16 protein-coding genes are annotated in these 20,578 nt (G+C 32.6%); 8 read left to right on the plus strand and 8 right to left on the minus strand.

Going from position 1 to position 20,578, the window contains the following annotated elements; all coding sequences use genetic code 11:
* Positions 1–239: 239 nt before the first annotated feature.
* The 5 genes from V5J73_RS04685 to V5J73_RS04705 all read right to left on the minus strand — a co-directional run bounded on the left by V5J73_RS04685 (position 240) and on the right by V5J73_RS04705 (position 6,452).
* Entirely contained in the window at positions 240–578 is a 339-nt protein-coding gene (locus tag V5J73_RS04685) for a DHCW motif cupin fold protein (protein ID WP_338647945.1), read from the minus strand.
* Between the two features lie 149 nt (positions 579–727).
* Positions 728–1,495, minus strand: coding sequence for a carboxypeptidase-like regulatory domain-containing protein (locus V5J73_RS04690; protein WP_338647947.1), 768 nt, complete (start codon positions 1,493–1,495; stop codon positions 728–730).
* Positions 1,496–1,578: 83 nt separating this feature from the next.
* The gene (locus V5J73_RS04695) at positions 1,579–3,501 is read right to left on the minus strand and encodes a DEAD/DEAH box helicase (RefSeq protein WP_338647948.1); all 1,923 of its coding nucleotides are present in this window, start codon (positions 3,499–3,501) and stop codon (positions 1,579–1,581) included.
* Between the two features lie 204 nt (positions 3,502–3,705).
* A complete protein-coding gene (locus V5J73_RS04700; RefSeq protein WP_338647949.1) occupies positions 3,706–4,284 on the minus strand; it encodes a non-canonical purine NTP diphosphatase in 579 nt (192 codons plus the stop codon).
* 659 nt (positions 4,285–4,943) lie between these two features.
* Positions 4,944–6,452, minus strand: a complete 1,509-nt coding sequence (locus V5J73_RS04705; RefSeq protein ID WP_338647951.1) for an FMN-binding glutamate synthase family protein — start codon at positions 6,450–6,452, stop codon at positions 4,944–4,946.
* 218 nt (positions 6,453–6,670) lie between these two features.
* Between V5J73_RS04705 and V5J73_RS04710 the strand changes: the two genes are divergently transcribed.
* On the plus strand, positions 6,671–9,052 hold the full coding sequence (locus tag V5J73_RS04710; RefSeq protein ID WP_338647952.1) for a hybrid sensor histidine kinase/response regulator: 2,382 nt from the start codon (positions 6,671–6,673) through the stop codon (positions 9,050–9,052).
* On the opposite strand, the gene V5J73_RS04715 is transcribed toward V5J73_RS04710, so the two are convergent.
* Entirely contained in the window at positions 9,049–9,816 is a 768-nt protein-coding gene (locus tag V5J73_RS04715; RefSeq protein WP_338647954.1) for an NYN domain-containing protein, read from the minus strand. The genes V5J73_RS04710 and V5J73_RS04715 overlap by 4 nt on opposite strands.
* A 319-nt stretch (positions 9,817–10,135) precedes the next feature.
* Here V5J73_RS04715 and V5J73_RS04720 point away from each other — a divergent pair, with 319 nt between their 5' ends.
* Complete coding sequence (locus tag V5J73_RS04720) at positions 10,136–11,398, plus strand: aminotransferase class I/II-fold pyridoxal phosphate-dependent enzyme (protein WP_338647956.1); 1,263 nt, start codon at positions 10,136–10,138, stop codon at positions 11,396–11,398.
* A gap of 116 nt (positions 11,399–11,514) precedes the next feature.
* Positions 11,515–11,988 (plus strand): hypothetical protein, encoded by a 474-nt coding sequence (locus tag V5J73_RS04725; RefSeq protein ID WP_338647957.1) that lies wholly within the window; start codon positions 11,515–11,517, stop codon positions 11,986–11,988.
* A gap of 89 nt (positions 11,989–12,077) precedes the next feature.
* Here V5J73_RS04725 and V5J73_RS04730 read toward each other — a convergent pair whose 3' ends face one another.
* On the minus strand, positions 12,078–13,196 hold the full coding sequence (locus tag V5J73_RS04730; protein ID WP_338647960.1) for a GTP cyclohydrolase: 1,119 nt from the start codon (positions 13,194–13,196) through the stop codon (positions 12,078–12,080).
* Positions 13,196–14,155, minus strand: coding sequence for a transporter (locus V5J73_RS04735; protein ID WP_338647961.1), 960 nt, complete (start codon positions 14,153–14,155; stop codon positions 13,196–13,198). The genes V5J73_RS04730 and V5J73_RS04735 overlap by 1 nt, the downstream gene beginning before the upstream one ends.
* Before the next feature lie 124 nt (positions 14,156–14,279).
* On the opposite strand from V5J73_RS04735, the gene V5J73_RS04740 reads away from it, so the two are divergent.
* The 5 genes from V5J73_RS04740 to V5J73_RS04760 all read left to right on the plus strand — a co-directional run bounded on the left by V5J73_RS04740 (position 14,280) and on the right by V5J73_RS04760 (position 20,578).
* Positions 14,280–14,561, plus strand: coding sequence for a DUF4834 family protein (locus tag V5J73_RS04740; protein WP_338647962.1), 282 nt, complete (start codon positions 14,280–14,282; stop codon positions 14,559–14,561).
* Between the two features lie 48 nt (positions 14,562–14,609).
* Positions 14,610–17,027, plus strand: coding sequence for a YfhO family protein (locus V5J73_RS04745; RefSeq protein WP_338647963.1), 2,418 nt, complete (start codon positions 14,610–14,612; stop codon positions 17,025–17,027).
* Positions 17,028–17,096: 69 nt separating this feature from the next.
* Complete coding sequence (locus V5J73_RS04750) at positions 17,097–18,380, plus strand: glycosyltransferase family 4 protein (RefSeq protein ID WP_338647964.1); 1,284 nt, start codon at positions 17,097–17,099, stop codon at positions 18,378–18,380.
* Positions 18,381–18,426: 46 nt separating this feature from the next.
* Positions 18,427–19,896 carry a lipopolysaccharide biosynthesis protein gene (locus V5J73_RS04755; protein ID WP_338647965.1) on the plus strand — a complete coding sequence of 490 codons (1,470 nt, stop codon included), beginning with the start codon at positions 18,427–18,429 and terminating at the stop codon, positions 19,894–19,896.
* A 382-nt stretch (positions 19,897–20,278) separates the two neighbouring features.
* Positions 20,279–20,578, plus strand: a complete 300-nt coding sequence (locus V5J73_RS04760; protein WP_338647967.1) for a hypothetical protein — start codon at positions 20,279–20,281, stop codon at positions 20,576–20,578.

Consider the following 20,578-nt stretch of genomic DNA (forward strand, 5'->3'; position numbering starts at 1 on the left):
TTCAGTAACAAACGAAACTGAACACTATAATCTGAATACTGAACACTAATTTTTAGTCTCTTTTAGGAGCATTCTTCTTATCTCTTTTTTCTTCTTTCTTTTCTTTAGCCGTTTTTAAAGGTTCTTTTTTTACGGTCTTTTTAGCGTCTTGACTTTTTGCCATGTTAGGGGTATTTAGGTTTTGTTTTTATTACTTGATAAAAGTAAATGTATATAATATTTTTGATTTGTTTTGAATATTATTTTAAAAAATCCCCATCGATGATTAATAATTCAACTCCATTAGCGGTTATAGAACGATGTGAACTTATATCATCTGAGACTACATATGTCATTCCTTTAGAAAGTTGAAATTGCTCTCCAGATTCTAATTCACTAATAAAATCACCTTCAAGGCAATGGACAATGTGTCCTTTTTGACACCAATGATCGGCTAAGTAGTCTTTAGAGTAGGTTACTTTACGAATTCGAAGGCCGGCTAGTTGTATGGTTTGCCAATGTGCTATTCCAGTTGTCCCGATATGTTCGGTTTTTTCGATTAAATCCCAATTGATAGTTTGGAAGGGTATGGCAGCCATAGAATTTATTGTTTGGATTAATTAATTGCTATAAAAATCGAATCTTATACGCTTTAAAATAGAAATCCCCAACTTCTTTCAGAATCGGGGATTAAATTATTTTTTTATTCCAAAATAATTAGTTGTTTGAGTAAGATTGAATACTGGATTTATTTTTTCTTTAGAACTTTATATTCTTCATAACATCCGCTTATTGCGTCCATTATTTGTAAGTCATTAGCTGTTTTTATAAACGATTCAGAGTAGTTACAACGTTGCAGAATTTCAGCTATTTCATTTTTATCAACACCTAAAAGAACAGATATTGTTTCTCTGTCAAATTTAGATTCCAAAAGATTTCGTACCGTATCATCTTTTTTCATTTCTTTCAGTTTTTTGAGCTCTTTTGGATTTTTTCCAAAGAAATTGTAGAGCATATCTGCTGGATTGAATATGGAACCCAGTACTCTTCCAAATGCATTTGGAGAATATTCACCAGCTTCGTATCCTTGTGTTAAACCTGAAATACTGTACCTGTAATTTTCTTTTACGGGTATAATTTTAGTATCTACTTCAAGATATCCTGTCAGATTGAAAGGTCTAATTACCACTTCTTCAAGTGCAATTGCTTTTTCAGTAAGTTGAATTTTAGTGCTTTTATTTTTTATCCAGTCATTTGTTACACGAACCCGTAAGGATTGAAAACCAAGACTTGTAATGTGCAGCGTATCATTTACTTGAACATCTATCTCAAAGTATCCTCCGGCGTTAGTTGTAGCACCACGGACTTTATTAATATTTATGATGTTTACACTTGATAGGGGCTCTTTTGTTGTATTGCTGAGAATTAAACCGTCAACTTTATGAGAAGGTTCTTGAACTTGAGCATGTACTGTTATGGACAGTATTAAAAATAAAAAAACTACAAAATATTTCATAAATTGATTTAAGACTTTAAAAGTAATAAATCAAGATTAAATATTTTGTAGTTCCAGTATAATTATAAGAAAATTAACTAAAGTTAGTCTCTTCTTGGTCTTCTTGGTCTTGGTGCGTCACCAAAGCTTTCAGAACGTCTAGGTGCTCTGTCAGATGAACCTTCAGTTCTAGGTCTGTCAGATGAAAAACCACCTTCTCTTCTTGGAGCAGATCCTCTGTCGCTTCTAAAACCACCTTCTCTTGGAGCTGAGTTTCTATCGCTTCTAAATCCACCACCTGAGCCTTCTCTTCTTGGGGCAAAACTTCCTTCTCTTCTTGGAGCTGAATTTCTTCCTCCGCCAAAACTTCCACCAGAGCTTCTTCCGTTGTGATCACGTCTTCCACCACCGTCATTTTTAGAAATTTCAACATTGATTCTACGTCCTTCTAATTGTACGTTGTTCAATATTTCCATTACTTTATCAGTGTGTTCTGGATCAGTGTTAAAGAAAGAGAAACCTTCTTTTACATCTACTTTGAAAACGTCATCACGACCTAAGTCTAATGTCTCTTTCAAGTAATCTTTCAATGACATCCAATCAAAGTTATCTCTTGAACCTATGTTCACAAAATATCTTGTTGCACCGCCATTGTTATTTTCTCTAGGTTCTCTGTCGTCGCTTCTTTCGCGTCTTTCCCCTGATTGAGATGAAATGTCTCTCGTTTTCTTGTAATAATTGATAAAACGATTAAATTCAACCGATACCATTTTCTTGATTAATTCCTCTTTAGATAAACCTTCAAGAACGCTATTAATTGCAGGAAGATAGTTGTCAATTTCATGATCAACTTCAGTGTCTTTAATTTTAGTAGCTAAGTGTAATAATTGGATTTCGCAAATTTCAATTCCAGATGGGATTGTTTTTTCCTCAAACTTTTGTTTGATGATCCTTTCAATTGAAGAAATCTTACGCAATTCGCTTTTAGTTACGATTACGATAGAAGTACCTAATTTTCCAGCACGACCAGTACGTCCAGAACGGTGGTTGTAGGTTTCAATTTCGTCAGGTAATTGATAGTTTACTACGTGAGTAATGTTGTCTACGTCAATTCCACGAGCTGCAACATCTGTAGCAACAAGCATTTGGATTTGTCTTCCTCTAAAAGATTTCATTACACCATCACGTTGCGCTTGAGATAAATCTCCGTGCAATGCAGCAGCGCTGTATCCGTCTTCAATTAATTTTTCAGCAACAGCTTGTGTGTCGCGTTTTGTTCTACAGAAAACTACTGAGAAAATGTCTGGATTAGCATCAGCTAAACGTTTCAAAGCTTCGTAACGGTCACGCGCATTTACAAGGTAAAATTCGTGAGAAACGGTAGCTGAACCTGAATTTTTAGCTCCAACTGTAATTTCAATTGGATCTTTCATGAATTGTTTTCCAATACGTGCTACTTCAGCAGGCATTGTTGCAGAGAATAACCATGTATTTTTTTCATCTGGCGTAGTAGAAAGGATATTTACGATATCTTCGTAGAAACCCATGTTCAACATTTCGTCAGCTTCATCTAGAATACAAAAACTAATTTGAGAGATGTTTACCAATCCTCTATTAATCATGTCTTGCATTCTTCCTGGAGTTGCTACAATAATTTGTGCGCCTCTTTTTATGTCTCTCGCTTGCTCAGTAATGCTAGCTCCACCGTAAACTGCTACCACATTAATACCTTTTTCGTATTTAGAGTAGTTTTTAATTTCGTTGGTAATCTGCAAACAAAGTTCACGTGTTGGAGATAAAATTAATGCTTGTGTGTTTCTGTTGTTGGCATCAATTTTCTGAATAACTGGAAAACCAAATGCTGCCGTTTTCCCTGTCCCTGTCTGAGCCAACGCAACCATATCTGTGTCTTTTTCCAATAATAGGGGAATCGCTTTCTCCTGTACTTCGGTCGGATTTTCAAATCCTAGATCTAAAATCGCCTTCAGTAACGATTCACTCAATCCTAATTGTTCAAATTTATTCATATGTATTTTTAAAATAGGGTGCAAAATTACTGTTAATAATCGATATAAACTAATGCTATTTTAAGATTTAATATTTTATTATAATTTGATTATCAGAAAGTTATATTTTATATTTGTGAATTATACTTTTTGATTTGGGATTTTAGTGTGAAATTACGCTATGGAATTTGTTTTTTTGTTATAAAAATGTTGTATTAGAAGCTTTTATTTGTTCTGCATTAAAAAATCAATTAATTGCTGTGTTGCTTTTCCTCTGTGGCTTATTTTATTTTTTATATCCAATGACAATTGGGCAAAAGTTTCTTGATATTCTTCTGGTTTGAAAATTGGATCGTAACCAAAGCCTTGATTGCCAATTTTTTCTATAGTAATCTCACCCTTTGCAATTCCTGTAAAAAGGTATTGTTCTCCGCTTAAATTTAGTGCAATCACGGTTTTAAAATGTGCTTTTCTATTGCTTTTCTTGGATAAGGATTCTAATAATTTATTCATATTATCATCAGAATTGCGTTGTTCTCCTGCATATCTAGCAGAATAAACGCCAGGTTCACCGTTCAGCGCATCTACTTCTAGTCCAGTGTCATCAGCAAAACAATTGTAACCATATTTTTGAGTAACATAATTGGCTTTTAGAACTGCATTGCCTTCAATTGTAGCAGCAGTTTCTGGAATCTCTTCATGACATCCGATACTTTCTAAACTAAGAATTTCAATAGTTTCAGGAAGCATACTTTGTATTTCGAGTATTTTGTTTTTATTGTTGGAAGCGAAAACAAGTTGCATTTTGTTGATTTTAATGTTGCACTTCAAAGATACATTTTTTTTACAGGATGTCAATTGCAGCCTGAAAAGCCTATTGATAAGTAGATCCCGTCGTGTATAGGTTAAAGAATGTGTGTAATTGTAATTAATCGAAAGTCAATGCGTTAATTAATAGTTAAAATGCTGTTTTCTAATGATTTAACTAATGTAAATTGTATCTTTGGGTGTGGTTTTGATTAATCACTTGAATAAAAACTATCTGCAAGGAGAAGAGTATTCAAATTGTCATTTCATACTGAACGGTATGTTTGATGAATGGTAAATCAAAATTTACAATCGGAGGCCCTTTAAAAAGGCCTCCTTTTTTGTGGTTTATTTTATGGTCTTAATTTTTTAAGTAAGAATCAAAAGATATTTTCAATAGATGAAACTATTATTTAATTGTAATTTTTATGTTGCAAACGAGCGCGTTAATCATGAGTTAAACATCTGTTTTTCAATGATTTGATTTTATTTTAATTGTATCTTTGAGTGTGGTTTTGATTAATTACTTGAGTATGTCAATCTTGCAATAAGATATGATAATTCAATAGTCAGCTATACGAGTAAAAGTATCAGTTTGATAATGGTAAATCAGAATCAACAACTGGAGGACTTTAAAGGTCCTCCTTTTTTTTGTTTTAATGTTTTCGGACACTTTTTAAATTATCAGGAAAATACAAATCAGATAGATGGCTAAATTCATCACCGCGCATGAATATATTAATATCCACATCGGCAAAACTTTTTTTGCCTGCAGCTGCAAGAAGTTCGTTTGCTGCGTGTAAGGTGTTTTTATGAAAATAATAGACACGCTCTGATTTGTCCGCTACAACCAATCCTTTCATTAGCATTTTATCTTGTGTAGCAACTCCGGTTGGACATTGGTTAGTATTACAGCGTAATGCTTGAATGCAACCTAATGAAAACATAAATCCACGTGCGCTATTACACATGTCAGCACCAAGCGCTACAGCTCTAAGGATTGAATATCCTGAAATGATTTTACCACTACAAATGACACGTATTTTATCTCTGATTTCTAATCGTACTAATGTTTTGTTTACAAAAATAAGTGCTGGTTCAAATGGCATTCCCACGCCATCAGAAAATTCAAGCGGTGCGGTACCAGTTCCACCTTCGGCACCATCAACGGTGATGAAATCGGGAAAACAATTTTGAGAAATCATTTCTTCGCAAATCATTTCAAATTCTCGTGTTTCGCCAATACATAATTTAAAACCAATAGGTTTCCCATTGGATAGTAATCGTAATTTTGCTATAAATTTCACCAAACTTTTAGTGTCTGAAAATGCAGTATGGCTGGGAGGAGAAAGTATTGTAGTATGGGGTTTTACGCCTCTTATTGTAGCTATTTGTTCGGTGTTTTTTGCAGCGGGTAATACGCCTCCATGCCCTGGTTTTGCACCTTGCGATAATTTAATTTCTATCATTTTTACCTCTGGAAGATTCGCTTTTTTGGCAAATTTAGCTTCATCAAAACTACCTCTTTCATCGCGGCAACCAAAATATCCAGTTCCTATTTGCCAACAAACATCACCGCCTTGTAGATGAAATTCAGTTAATCCACCTTCGCCAGTATTATGATAAAAGGTACCTTTTTGAGCTCCTTTGTTTAATGCGATGATGGCATTTTCGCTCAATGAACCAAAACTCATGGCAGATATGTTTAATAATGACGCAAGATAAGGTTGTTTACAGTTTGAGCCTCCAATAAGTACTCGTGGTAATTCTTCATTGACTGCTGTAGGGAAAATGGAATGTTTAATTCCTTCGTAACTGGATTGATTTAAGTTTAATTGTGTTCCAAAAGGGATTGTTGAATCGATATTTTTGGCTCTTTGATACACAAGTGAACGCTGATTTCTGGAGAAGGGTTTTCCATCTGTGGAGCGTTCTATAAAATATTGTTGAATTTCAGGAGCTATCATTTCAAATAAATACCTGAAGTAACCCAAAACTGGAAAGTTTCTTAAAATGGCATGCTTGGTTTGAATGCTGTTTGCGATGCCAACTAGAATTATAGTTACAATTGTTAAAGGAAAAAAAATGCTATACTTGTAAAAATAAGCAATAGTTGAACTTAAAAATAAGAGTATAATCCCAAAAATAAAAAATTGCTTTCTCATATTATTTATAGTTTAATAACGTCTAAATTAGTTAGAATTTTCTAATTTTTTAATAGTTTTGTATCACTTGTCGAATTGATTTTAATAATTTTTAGATTTTAAAACAATCTGAGAGAAGTTGAGAGTAGTTGTTAATTATTTAATTATTGTAATTTTTTTGATTAATGCAAAACCAATTGTTTTAATTAGACGTAAATTAAGAAAAAATAGTACTATAGATGAATTTTAAGAATTGTAAAATACAAATAAGCAGACCCTTCTTCTTGCTAATTTTCTTTTTTTTAAGTTTTGTTATCCAAGCCCAGTATGTTATAACAAATGATTCTCAATTTAAAGATGGAGTTTCGTTGCATAAGTATGCTAAAATTGTAAATGTAGGGCAACGCAATTATACGATACACGAAATTATTAAGGATACCTCTCTAAAATTTGAACCATTACTCCTTGAAAATAAAGATCTAGGATTTACGGATGATAATTACTGGTTGGTTTTTGAGGTTGTAAATAACACAAAGAGTGATCTTGTACCATTTATAGAGACGTCTAGACCAATAGTAGATGTTGCTGAATTGTATGTTATTGATCCAAATGGGGAAATTGAGTTGTTAAAAAGTGGCGATTTAATACCTTTTAAAGAACGATCATTAAACTCTAGAAAGACCCTATTTAGGCCAGTTTTAGAGCCTAATGAAGTTACTCGGTTTTATCTTCATTTGAAAAGTGATGGGGAGGTAATTAATGCTCCGATTTATTTTAAGCCGGCAGAAAAAGAATTGGAAATCACTTCGTTTGAACAATTTATTTTTGGCGTTTTTTATGGTATTTTGTTTATCGCGGCAATTATATATATGTTCTTTTATTTTGCAATGAAAGAAAGAAGTTTTTTGTTTTATAGTTTATACGTTACTTTTATTGGTTTACTACAATTCTCTGTTGATGGCTATTTTTATCAATATTTTGCTCCAAATAACGGTTGGTTGTCTTCTCATTCAGTGATACTATTTGCTACAGTGGCAAACTTTTTTTTAGGGAAATATTCTCAAGTATTTTTAAATATCAAAAAATATAGTTTTCTTATTTATCGAATGTATTATACTCAATACGTATTAAACTTGCTTTGTATTATTGCGTTGTTGGCATATCCACCATCTCTTAAATTCTTGTATCCAATTGCTAATATACTAGGACTGTTTTTATTATTGCTTATTATTGTTTCTATTACAGTAGTTTACTTTAGAACAAAAAAAATTGACAAGTTTTTTTCCATTGGTGTTTTTTTCTTGATTAGCGGATTTGTAATTTTTATATTAAAGAATTTTAGTGTTTTGCCATCTGTTTTTTGGACAGACAATAGTTCCAAATTAGGTACTGGTCTAGAAGTAATATTTCTTTCGCTTTCAATGGCGAATTTAATTAGAAATCTTAAAAATGAAAAAAATGAACTTAATCGACTAGCTTTAGTTCGGTCTGAAGAAATGAATGACTTGAAAACTTATTTTTTATCAAATATCAGTCATGAATTAAGAACGCCTTTGAACGCAATTTTGAATATGATTGATTCAATTTCTGGCGAGGTTCAAGATGATAAAATCAGAAGGAATTGCCAAATCATAAAGTATTCCTCTCATAGTTTATTGAGTTCTGTTAATGATATTTTAGATTTTTCTAAAATTGAGAAAAAAGAATTAAAATTAGAATCCGTAAAGTTTGATCCAGCAAGAGTTATAGAAAATTTAAAAAACAATGCTGTTAATAGAGCGAATGATCAAGGATTAGAGTTTCAATTTTCAAAATCAGATACAATTCCTAATTTTTTAATTGGCGATGTAACCCGATTGGTTCAAGTTATAAATAATGTATTAAACAATGCTATTAAGTTTACTTCCAAAGGTTTTGTGAAATTTGATGTAGGCTGTACTATTAACGATAATAATCGCGCTAGTTTGAAATTTACTATTTCAGATTCAGGTGTGGGAATTCCTAAAGATAAAATGAATAGTATTTTTGATTCGTTTTCTCAAAATAGCATTGATAATAAGAGGAAATTTGGAGGACTGGGATTAGGTCTTTACATTGTAAAGACACTCGTAGATATGCAGGATGGAACTATTGAGATGGATAGCAAAGTCAATGAAGGTACAACTTGTATCATTACTTTAGATTTTGAGGTACTGCCGCAAGAAGAAAATACAGATTTTTTGGTTAAGCCAACAGTATATGATTTAGGAGGCAAATCTATTTTAGTAGTTGAAGACAATCCGATTAACCAAATGGTTGTTAAAATGATTACAAAAAAATGGATGAACACTACTGTAGTTTATGCTAACAATGGTCAGGAATGCTTAGATGCTTTCAAGGAAAACCATTTTGATATTGTGTTAATGGATCTTCAAATGCCAGTGATGGATGGCTACGAAGCAACTATAGCGATTAGAAATGGGGAAGCAGGAGTCGCTAATGCTTCTGTCCCCATTATTGCAGTAACCGCTGATGTAATGGAAAGTACTAAATTACGTGTTGCAGAAATTGGGATGAATCATTATTTATCTAAACCAATCAAGAATGATACTTTATATCGTGCTGTAAAAAATTTAGTTTAATTAAAACGCAATCGTACATAAACGTGCTTAATTCCTTTTTTGTCTGAATCTCTCTCGTCGATTTCTAGAATATCAGTGAGTGATTTTAGCATAGGAGTAAGTTTAGGAAACCCATAATTTCTTGGGTCAAATTCTGGTTTTTTCTTTACAATTAGGTTCCCTACATCTCCAAGAAATGCCCAGCCGCTATCATCACCAATGTCTTCAATGGTAGATTCTATTAACTCGATAGTTTGTAAATCAACTTTGTTTAGGCTTTTTGGAGTTGCTTTTTTAGCATCGGATGTGTTGGTTCGTTTTGGTAATTTCTTTTTGATTGCTCCGTCAAGAACTTCAATGTAAATAAATCTATCGCAAGCAACAATAAATGAATTAGGTGTTTTTTGTTCTCCAATTCCAATGACTTTCATGCCAGATTCACGAAGCCGAATTGCTAAACGTGTAAAGTCAGAATCACTGGAAACAATACAAAAACCATCTACTTTGTCTGAATATAATAAATCCATGGCGTCTATGATCATAGCAGAATCCGATGAGTTTTTCCCCACGGTGTAGCTGTATTGCTGAATTGGTGTGATAGCATGTTCTAATAATACACTTTTCCAGCCGCCAGCATTGGGTTTAGTCCAATCGGCATAAATACGTTTGGTGGTTGGAGTTCCAAATTTAGCAATTTCCTCCATCATGCCTTTTACATTGCTATAAGGAACATTGTCAGCATCAATGAGAACGGCCAGTTTTAATTCTTTTGTATCTTGTGACATAAATTTCTAATGTTGAAATATTTATTCAAATATACAAAGTTTATTGAGGATTACGTCTCGAAGTTTGAGGATTAGCCCTAGTCGTTACAAAGTTTCGGGAGGCATCCTTTTGTACCGTCATTGGCAGGAATGAAGCAATCTTTCTTGATGGTACAAAAGATATAATGTAAATCAGGACATCGAAGATTTAGTGTCACCAAATAGCACCTGATACTCATTAGAATAAAGCCTTAAAAATAAATTTACTTTCAATACCATTATAAAATTTAAATAATTATTTTTGCAACTTCTTAAAATTAAAATTATTACTTGAGATATTATGGTAAAAGATTTATTCGAAAGAATTCAAAACAATAAAGGGCCATTAGGAAAATGGGCTTCACAAGCAGAAGGTTATTTTGTGTTTCCAAAATTGGAGGGTGATTTAGGGCCAAGAATGAGATTTCAAGGAAAAGAAGTTTTGAACTGGAGTTTGAATGACTATTTAGGTTTGGCAAACCATCCAGAAGTTCGTAAAGCAGATGCTGATGCGGCATTAGAATATGGAGCGGCTGCCCCAATGGGAGCTCGTATGATGAGTGGCCACACTAAATATCACGAACAATTAGAAAATGAATTGGCAGCTTTTGTGATGAAAGAGTCGGCTTATTTATTGAATTTTGGCTACCAAGGTATGGTATCTATTATAGATGCTTTAGTAACTAGAAATGATGTAATTGTCTATGATGTTGATGGACATGCTTGTATTATTGACGGCGTTCGCTTGCATAGCGGAAAACGTTTTACGTACAAACACAATGACATTGAAAGTATGGAAAAAAACCTACAGCGTGCTACGAAATTAGCTACGGAAACTGGAGGAGGAATTCTTTTTATTACCGAAGGTGTTTTTGGAATGCGTGGTCAACAAGGAAAGTTGAAAGAAATTGTAGAAATGAAAAAGAAATACAATTTCCGTTTATTAGTTGATGATGCACATGGTTTTGGTACGTTAGGTCAAACAGGTGCTGGAGCAGGTGAGGAGCAAGATTGTCAGGATGGAATTGATGTTTACTTTTCTACGTTTGCTAAATCGATGGCTAATATTGGAGCTTTTGTAGCTGCAGATAAAGATATCATAGATTACCTAAAATACAATTTGCGTTCACAGATGTTTGCAAAAGCATTACCAATGATTCAAACTATTGGTTCTTTGAAACGTTTGCAATTGTTACGTGATAACCCAGGATTGAAAGGCAAATTGTGGGAAAATGTAAATGTATTACAAAGCGGTTTGAGAAATAAAGGATTTAATATTGGAGACACAAATACATGTGTTACCCCAGTCTATCTTGAAGGAAGTGTGCCAGAAGCGATGGTTATGGTAAATGACTTAAGAGAAAACTACGGTATTTTCTTGTCTATTGTAATTTATCCTGTTATTCCAAAAGGAATGATTTTATTACGTGTTATTCCTACTGCGTCACACACATTAGCTGACATAGACGAAACACTTACGGCTTTTGAAGCGATTCGTGAAAAACTAGAAAATGGTACGTATAAAGAAATTGCTAGCAGAACTACAGTTGATTTAGACGCTTAGTTTTTGAAATTATTGCAATTTTCAGTTTATATAAATCCATCAGCTTTTGTTGATGGATTTTTTTGAAATGTATCTAGTCAATAATTAGTTTATTTATAATCTAAAATTTGAATTTTATGAAAAAAGTAATTTTACTGAGTGTCGTTTTTATCAGTGTTTTTGTCTCTTGTAAAAAAGGAAAAGAAATAGAAGAAGTAGCAGTTCCATCAGAAGAAATAGTTGTAGAAGAACCTGTTTCGGAAGAATGCTATAGTGCGATTATCAAAAAAGATACTATTTCAATGTCTTTGAATATAAAAGGAAAAGAAATAGCTTCAGGTAAACTGGTTTATAACTTCTTTGAAAAAGATAAAAACCAAGGGACTTTAGTGGGAGAGATTAAAGGAGACACACTTTTTGCAGACTATACTTTTATGTCCGAAGGAGTTTCGTCAATTCGTCAAGTTGCTTTCTTAAAAAAAGGAAATACGTATGTTGAAGGTTATGGAGATGTTGTTGATGATAACAAAGGAAAAGTCACTTTTAAAGATACCAAACAATTAAAATTTGAAGGAAATATCGTTTTGTCAAAAGTAGATTGTAAAATGTAATTTTCTTTATAAAACAACATTATTCAAAACACAAAATCCATTCGCCGCGGCGAATGGATTTTGTGTTTTAAATGCTAAAATCTAAATTGTTATAAATTCTTTAGAAAAGTACATCTTCTTTTGTGAACAACAGGATTAAAATGTTTCCATAAGTTATGAATGGCAAGATTGTCCGCTAGTTCAGGAGTTCTGAAACAATTGATGACTCCTTTTTCTTTGAAAGTAAGGTAATATTCATTGAAAATTATCGCAGTTACTGCTTTGTTTTGATAATCAGGATGAACGCCTATCAAATAGAAAATCATATCCTTGCTTTGCTTTTTTGCTTTTAGTAAATGAAGGAATCCAAATGGGAATAATTTTCCTTTTGATTTTTGCAACGCTTCCGAAAAGGAAGGCATCACAATACTAAAAGCAACAATATTATGGTCTTTATCTTCTACAAATTTAATAAATTCAGGATTGATAAAACTGATGTATTTTTTCTTAAAATATTCTTTTTGAACATCTGAAATTGCTACAAAAGAAGATAGGGAAGCATAAGATTCATTGAATAAATCAAACATTTTATCCACATGAGGCATCACTTCTTTGGTAGTTTTGAAATTGAGCGGACTTAGTTGGTATCTTCTTTTTACCAAATTATTTGCCTTTTCAAAAAATTCAGGTTTTACATTTTCGAAAGGAAATTTACTTTCTAAGTATTCTTTTTCTACGCTATACCCTAATTGCTCAAAATGATGAGCATAATACGGATGATTGTACCACGTAATCATAGTTCCAATTTCATCAAAACCTTCCGTTAATACACCAACTTTATCTAAATTTGAAAATCCCATCGGACCTTCAACGTGTTCTAAATTGTTTTTTCGACCTAATTCATACACTTTTTCCAAAAGTGCTTTACTTACTTCGATATCATCAATCACATCAAACCAACCAAAACGAACTTTCTTTTTTTGTTGGTCGTTTACTTCACTCCAATTGATGATTGCCGCAATTCTACCTACTATTTCATTGTTTTTGTAAGCAATATAAAAATAGGCTTCGGCATTTTCAAAAGCTGGGTTTTTTGTTTTGTCAAAGGTTTCCAATTCATCAGCAATGATTGGCGGAACCCAATATTTATTGTTTTTGTATAGGGAAAAAGGGAATTTAATGTAATCCGTTAATTCACTTTTTGTTTTAGCTTCTTTTATTGTAATCATTATCCTTTTTTTGTCTTTTTTGCTCTTTTTAATGCTTTTTTATCAGAATCCTTATTGTCAATATTTATTCGAACTTCTTGGTAATTGGCATCATAGCGCCATGAAAAACCAATTCCGCCATAAAGTGCCGAAGGAGTGTCTTTAAGACTTGTACTTATTGATGCATCAATTTGTATGTCTTTATTCAATAAATAAGCGGCGCCACCACGAACTATTGCATCAGCATACAAGTCACTTTTTATACCTTGATTTTCTACAAAACCAGACCATTTGTTATTAAAGCCACGTGTAAGTGTTAGGGCATACCCATAGCTAGGAAAATCTGTACCAATGTAATCTGCGGTAATATTAGAGACTAAAACCCATCTTCCATCACCAAAATGGTTTTGCGTAATTAACATCGCTTTTGGTGAGAATTGTGCAGGATATCTACTCTCGGTTGGGTTTCTATTTGAAAACGCATAGGGATTGTTTTCTGCAGAATAATTAACGCCTACAAATCCAGAAATAGCTGGAATTAACTGGTGCCAATTGAATGCTCGATTGGCTTTCCAACTGTATATGTTTACTTTTTTTTCGTAATTTTTGAAAGGATCGTAGATCAAATATTTGGCTCCTAAAACTGTTTGTTTGAAATCAGCAATGGCAGTTTTGCTTAACAAGGAGGTGTAGGTTTCATTTTGGTATTGTATATCAGCTATCAATTCTAGCTTTTCCATAAATAATCCCCATCGTAACGTAGCATCAAGCCCAAAACCATTAGCATCATAATTCAATAAGCTGTGATTTTGTTTTATGCCGTAAATGCCTGTTTCTATTTGGATTACTGATTTTCCAACAGCATAAGCCGACATGGTCTCGCCTGGTCTGTTAGAATTTATTTGATCAGTATGTTGGGCATAATGTATACTCGGAAGCATTGAAATAGCGACGATCAGTAAGTTTTTTATTTTGAACATATTATTTTTTTTGGGTTAAAAAGTAATAACGCTTTTCAAATGTACTATATTTTATTATTTATTTAAGAGAGATATTTTAATTTTGAACAGTTGATTTATTAATTTTGAAAAAAATTACACATTTATGCAAACAGCTTCTTTCATTGGTTTTATAAAAGCGCTTTTTTATATGATCGCTTTCTATTATATTTTTAAATTCTTAGCTAAACTATTTTTGCCACTATTAGTAAAAAAAGTAGTTGAAAAAGCAGGCGAAAATATGCAGAAGCAACAGAAGTATTCGCAAGATAATACTTGGAAAAAGACACCAACTAAGGATGAAGTACTTTACAATACGGCAAATGCTAAAAACCCACGCGAAACCAAAAAAGTGGGAGATTATGTTGATTACGAAGAAATAGATTAAATTTGCCGTAATTAGCACCGTTTTTACTTTAATCCAAACCAATTTATCTTGAAAATATTAAATAAGTTCTATCCACACGCCTTAGCCATATTTGGTTTTGTTGTAGTTTCTCTCCTGTATTTTTATCCTGTATTGCAGGGAAAACAAATCTTCCAATCCGATATTGTACAATACACAGGAATGGCCAAAGAGCAAAATGACTTTAGAGCCACGGATAATGTAGAACCATATTGGACTAATTCAGCTTTTGGCGGTATGCCAACCTATCAATTAGGAGCAAAATATCCACACGATTATGTCGGTGCTATAGATGATGTATTGCGATTTTTACCGCGTCCCGCGGATTATCTCTTTTTATATTTTCTTGGGTTTTATGGATTGATGCTGGTATTGAAAGCTGATCCTTTGAAAGCTTTTTTTGGAGCCCTAGCCTTTGGATTATCGACCTATTTGATTATTATTCTTGGTGTTGGTCATAATGCCAAAGCACATGCTATTGCTTATATGCCAATGGTTATTGCCGGATTTATTTTGGTTTTTCAAAGAAAATATGTTGTGGGAGGTTTGATTACACTTTTTGCAACAGCATTAGAAATCAATGCGAATCACTTCCAAATGACGTATTACTTGCTGATTTTCTTATTGATTCTTTCTGCATATTTTGGCTATCAATTAGTAAAAGAAAAACAAACCAAATCCCTATTGTATTCTTTCGGAATATTAGGGGCGGCAGGAATTTTAGCTATTGGTGCCAATGCTACTAATTTATTAGCTACTACTGAATATGCAAATTTTAGTATTCGTGGAAAAAGCGAACTGACATTCAATCCAAACGGGTCAAAAAATGAGACTACTTCTGCAATGTCTAAGGACTATATCACAGAGTATAGTTATGGAGTGATGGAAAGCTTTAATCTTATTGCACCCCGACTTTTTGGTGGCTCGAATAATGAAGCTGTTGGGAAAGACAGTAATATGTATGAATTCATGATCGGGCAGGGAGTTCCAGAGGATCAGGCAACTGATTTTGTTTCAGGAATGCCAACCTATTGGGGAGATCAGCCTATTGTTGCAGCTCCTGCATATATTGGAATTGTAGTTTTCTTTTTGGCGATTTTGGCTTTATTTATTGATAAAAGAAAGATTAAATATGTTTTTCTATCGGGTTCAATAGTCGCATTAATGTTATCATGGGGGAAAAATTTTCCAATTTTGACGGACTTTTTTATTGATTATGTTCCTATGTACGATAAATTCAGAGCGGTATCTTCCATTCAAGTGGTTTTGGAATTGTGTTTTCCAGTTTTGGCTATTATGGGATTGCAGTCTTTTTTCCAATTAGATAAAAAACTACAATGGAAAGCGTTGTATGAAACTACAATTTTAGGCTTAGGAATTATCTTGATTTTATTTTTCAGCAAAAGTATGTTCAGCTTTTCAGGTGGAAATGATGCTTATTTTCAAGAAAGTTATGGTCCTGAGTTTGTAAATGCGCTTAAACTGGATCGAATGAGTTTATATAGCGCTGATTTATTGCGCTCGGGTTTCTTTATTGTACTGACAGCGGGAGTTTTATGGTTGTTCATAAAAGAGCGATTTGCTCAAAATACAGCCATTGTAATTGTAGGTTTATTGATGGTTTTTGATTTGTTTTTTGTGGATAAAAAATATGTTTCAGGAAAGGATTTTGTAAGCGGAAGTCAAGTTGAAGTGCCTTTTCAAGAATCACCTTCGGATGCTGAAATTCTAAAAGACACCTCTAATTACCGTGTTTTTGAAGTAGGAGATATCATGGGAGCTAGAGCTTCTTATTTCCATAAATCTATTGGAGGTTATAGCGCCGTAAGACCTAGAAGAATGCAACAGCTAATTGACTATCAAATTTCTAAAAATAATATTGAGGTTCTTAGCATGCTTAATGTAAAGTACGTAATTCAAAAAGATAAAGAAGGAAAAGAATTTCCAGTAATCAACCCTGATGCGAATGGGAATGCGTGGTTTGTAACCCAAGTAGAGGTAGTAAATTCTGCTGATGAAGAGATGAAAGCGTTGGATAGTTTAGATTCTAAAAACGTTGCGGTAGTCAACGAAAAAGAGTTTAAAATTAAAAATACGACTTTAGCCAAAGACAGTTCAGCGACTATAACTTTAGAAAATTATAAACCTAATTACTTGAAATATACGTCTAATAATTCAAATGAAGGTTTAGCCGTTTTCTCCGAAATGTATTATGGAAAAGGTTGGAATGCCTATATTGATGGGGAAAGTGTAGATCATATTAGAGTGAATTATGCGTTACGAGGATTGAATATTCCAGTGGGAAAACACACCATCGAGTTTAAATTTGAACCTCAAGTGATAAAAACAGGAAGCACAATAACGTTACTAAGTTCTATAGGAATGCTGTTGCTTTTAGCAGGTGGGATTTATTTTGAAAGGAAGAAAGGTTTAAATCTTAAAGTTTAAAGTTTTTTGAATATTGAATAATTATGTTGAATTCTGAGGTTTTGTAACCTTAAACCTTAAACCTTAAACTTGGAACCAAAAAAAATCCTAATAATTACCTATTATTGGCCACCAGCAGGCGGACCAGGCGTTCAGCGTTGGCTTAAGTTTGTAAAGTACTTGCCTGATTTTGGCGTTCAGCCAATTGTTTATATTCCAGAGAATCCTACGTATCCTATTGTTGATGAGAATTTGGTTCAAGAAGTTTCGGATAAAGCGATTATTCTGAAACAGAATATTTTTGAACCCTATCAATTGGCCTCTTTTCTTTCGAAAAATAAAACCAAAAAAATGAATTCAGGGATTATTCCCAATCAGAAAAAACAAAATTTTCTGGATAAAACCTTGCTATGGATTCGCGGGAATCTTTTTATTCCCGATGCACGCGTTTTTTGGGTAAAACCATCGGTTGCTTTTCTAGAGAAATATATTGTAGAAAATAATATTGATACGATTGTTACCTCGGGACCACCTCATAGTCTGCATCTTATTGGATTAGAATTAAAACAAAAATTAGATCTAAAATGGTTTGCTGATTTCAGAGATCCGTGGACCACTATTGGCTATCACAAATCCTTGCGATTGTCTCGTTTTGCTGCCAAAAAACACAAAGCATTAGAACATCAGGTTTTGAATACCGCTGATACGATTATCGTAACCAGTAAAACCACTAAAACGGAATTTCAAGCGATTACAACTAAACCTATTGCAGTACTAACGAATGGTTATGACACGGAAAATGTAGAAAAGCAAACCTTGGATTCAAAGTTCAGCTTAGCGCATATTGGTTCTTTTCTTTCCGAGAGAAATCCCCTGATTTTATGGGAAAGTTTAGTGGAATTAAGTACTGAAATCCCGGATTTTAAATCCCATTTAGAAGTAAAATTAATAGGTGCTGTTAGTCAGGAAGTTTTGGAAACCATTACTCAATTCGGGTTAAAACCGTATTTGAATAATTTGGGTTATGTTTCGCATACTGAAGCGATTGCACACCAGAGGAAATCTCAAGTTTTGCTGTTGATTGAAATTAATTCTGAAGATACTAAAAGCATTATTCCGGGGAAATTATTTGAATATATGGTTTCAAACCGACCTATTATTGCGATTGGACCAAAAGATTCTGACTTTGCTGAAATTATTACGGAAACCAATACAGGTGTATTTTTTGATTATTCAGAGAAAATGAAACTTAAAAGTGTAATTTTGGATTTTTATAATCAGTTTTTGGAGGGGAAATTACAAGCAAATGGAGTTGGATTACAACGTTATTCCAGAAAAAATCTCACGAAAGAATTGTCACAATTAATCCAATAAACAAGAAGCCCTATCCACTTTTAATCTAAAAATTTAAACTCCTAAAATGGGAATAGTATTAAATCAATCTTTAAAGAATACGATAATTACCTATTTTGGTTTTGGTATTGGCGCTATTAACACCCTTTATTTGTACCCGTTTTTTTTAGGAACGGTATTTTATGCTTTAACTAATTATATTCTTTCTTGGGCGAATATTATTATGCCATTATTGGCTTTTGGAATGCAAAATACTTTAGTGAAGTTTTATACGCAATATAAAACAGAAGAGGAACGCTCTAAATTTTTATCCTTTACAGTAGTCATCCCTTTCTTGTTGTGTATTCCATTAGTATTGATTGGTTTGTTCTTTTTTGAACCTATTTCATTATACTTAAGCAAGGAAAATCCTGTAGTTAAGGATTATTTATGGCTTATTCCTTTTATAGGGCTAAGCATGGCTTATTTCGAAATTTTTTATGCGTGGGCAAGGGTTCATATGCATTCCGTTTTTGGGAATTTTGTAAAGGAGGTTGGACTTAGATTATTTTCTTTGGTTGCTTTAATTGGTGTGTATTATAAATGGATTACTGTTGTTGATTTTATTTATGTTACCGCTATTGTTTATTTCTTAGCTTTTATAATTACTATGTTTTATGCTTTTCGTATAAAAAAACCTGTTTTTCAATTCTCCATTCCGCAAAATGTGAAAGATGTCTTAGTATACACCTTTTTCATTATTTTATCAGGTAGCGTTGCTGTTATGTTATTGGATATTGATAAGATTATGTTGAATCAATATATTAAGATTGAGAATATCGCTTATTATTCAGTAGCGACATACATTGCGTCTGTTATTGCTGTTCCCAGTCGTGCTATGCATCAGATTACGTATCCTATTACGGCTAAATTGATGCATGAAAATAAACTCAATGAATTGAATGATTTGTACAAAAAGACGTCTATAAATCTTCAAGTTGTAGGTGGTTTTGTGATGTTGTGTATTTTTGTAAACATCAATCAGTTGTATGTAATGGTTCCAAAAGAATATAGTGGAGGGATTCTTGTGGTATTTTTGATTGGAATTTCTAAATATTTTGATTTGATTTTAGGTAATAACAATGCTATAATTTTTAATTCAAAATACTATCGTATGGTATTGTTTTTAGGACTGTTACTTGTTTTTTTAACGGTTGGATTAAACATGTTTTTTATTCCAAGATACGCTATTACTGGGACTGCAGTAGCTACTTTGTTATCTATTACATTATATAGTTTGGCTAAATTACTTTTTGTGGTCAAGCGGATGCATTTATATCCTTTTACAAAGCAGACCTTATATTCTCTTGCAATAACTTTTGCGCTATTTGTTGCCTTTTATTTTTGGGAATTCCCTTTTAGTCCTGTTATTAACATTGGTCTCAAATCAGTTTTGGTTACATTTTTATATATTTATATCAATTACAAATTTGTAATCTCAATCGAAATTAATCAAGCCTTGGATGTAGTTTTGAAAAAACTGAACATCAAATTGTAATTTTTTTTAGCTAAAAAAGATTATTAGTCTTACATTTTATAATACTCATTCTTTCTACCTTTTATCTCAAATTTGAGTTTTTTATGACGAGAATAATTAGTTCTACGCTGTGATGAATCTCACTTTCATTAGTACATATATGTAAATGTTATAACTTTTTAAAATTATTGTGTAAGTATTAAAATATCTAAAGAAATACATTTGTTAGGAATTTTAATAGTAAAAATAACAAGCTATCTGATTATTTTAGATTGATTAAAAAATCACTAAAAGTGGGTATTGTGGAAATAGTAGATTACACTTATTTTTGCGTAATGTTATTTTAACAAACTATTTTAGAAAATTTATAAAATAAATAGCTAAAGTAATTTACCTAACAATTATGACAAGCAATCCATACATTAACGAAGAAAGCCTACAGAAATTCACTAATATCTTGGCTAATAAAATCCACCATGGATTTACTGTAATAGAAAAAAATGACACTTTACCTTTTGCTGTTTTATCTAAAAGTAGGAAACAAGTAGATCATGGGTTTAATTTTGTGCTTTGTTGTTTGACATTAGGGGTTTGGTCAGTCGGTTGGATTTATTTAACCTATGTTTCCTCCAAAGAAAAAAACATTGTGATTGCCATCGATGAAGACGGAAATACATTTGAAGAAAAATGCTATTCTGAATAG

This window comes from Flavobacterium sp. KS-LB2, from assembly GCF_036895565.1.
Classification (GTDB): Bacteria; Bacteroidota; Bacteroidia; order Flavobacteriales; family Flavobacteriaceae; genus Flavobacterium.

Coding starts and splice junctions, on each gene's coding strand:
- V5J73_RS04685 (WP_338647945.1), bottom strand. CDS start 578: ATGGCTGCCATACCCTTCCAAACTATCAATTGGGATTTAATCGAAAAA.
- V5J73_RS04690 (WP_338647947.1), bottom strand. CDS start 1,495: ATGAAATATTTTGTAGTTTTTTTATTTTTAATACTGTCCATAACAGTA.
- V5J73_RS04695 (WP_338647948.1), bottom strand. CDS start 3,501: ATGAATAAATTTGAACAATTAGGATTGAGTGAATCGTTACTGAAGGCG.
- V5J73_RS04700 (WP_338647949.1), bottom strand. CDS start 4,284: ATGCAACTTGTTTTCGCTTCCAACAATAAAAACAAAATACTCGAAATA.
- V5J73_RS04705 (WP_338647951.1), bottom strand. CDS start 6,452: ATGAGAAAGCAATTTTTTATTTTTGGGATTATACTCTTATTTTTAAGT.
- V5J73_RS04710 (WP_338647952.1), top strand. CDS start 6,671: ATGAATTTTAAGAATTGTAAAATACAAATAAGCAGACCCTTCTTCTTG.
- V5J73_RS04715 (WP_338647954.1), bottom strand. CDS start 9,816: ATGTCACAAGATACAAAAGAATTAAAACTGGCCGTTCTCATTGATGCT.
- V5J73_RS04720 (WP_338647956.1), top strand. CDS start 10,136: ATGGTAAAAGATTTATTCGAAAGAATTCAAAACAATAAAGGGCCATTA.
- V5J73_RS04725 (WP_338647957.1), top strand. CDS start 11,515: ATGAAAAAAGTAATTTTACTGAGTGTCGTTTTTATCAGTGTTTTTGTC.
- V5J73_RS04730 (WP_338647960.1), bottom strand. CDS start 13,196: ATGATTACAATAAAAGAAGCTAAAACAAAAAGTGAATTAACGGATTAC.
- V5J73_RS04735 (WP_338647961.1), bottom strand. CDS start 14,155: ATGTTCAAAATAAAAAACTTACTGATCGTCGCTATTTCAATGCTTCCG.
- V5J73_RS04740 (WP_338647962.1), top strand. CDS start 14,280: ATGCAAACAGCTTCTTTCATTGGTTTTATAAAAGCGCTTTTTTATATG.
- V5J73_RS04755 (WP_338647965.1), top strand. CDS start 18,427: ATGGGAATAGTATTAAATCAATCTTTAAAGAATACGATAATTACCTAT.
- V5J73_RS04760 (WP_338647967.1), top strand. CDS start 20,279: ATGACAAGCAATCCATACATTAACGAAGAAAGCCTACAGAAATTCACT.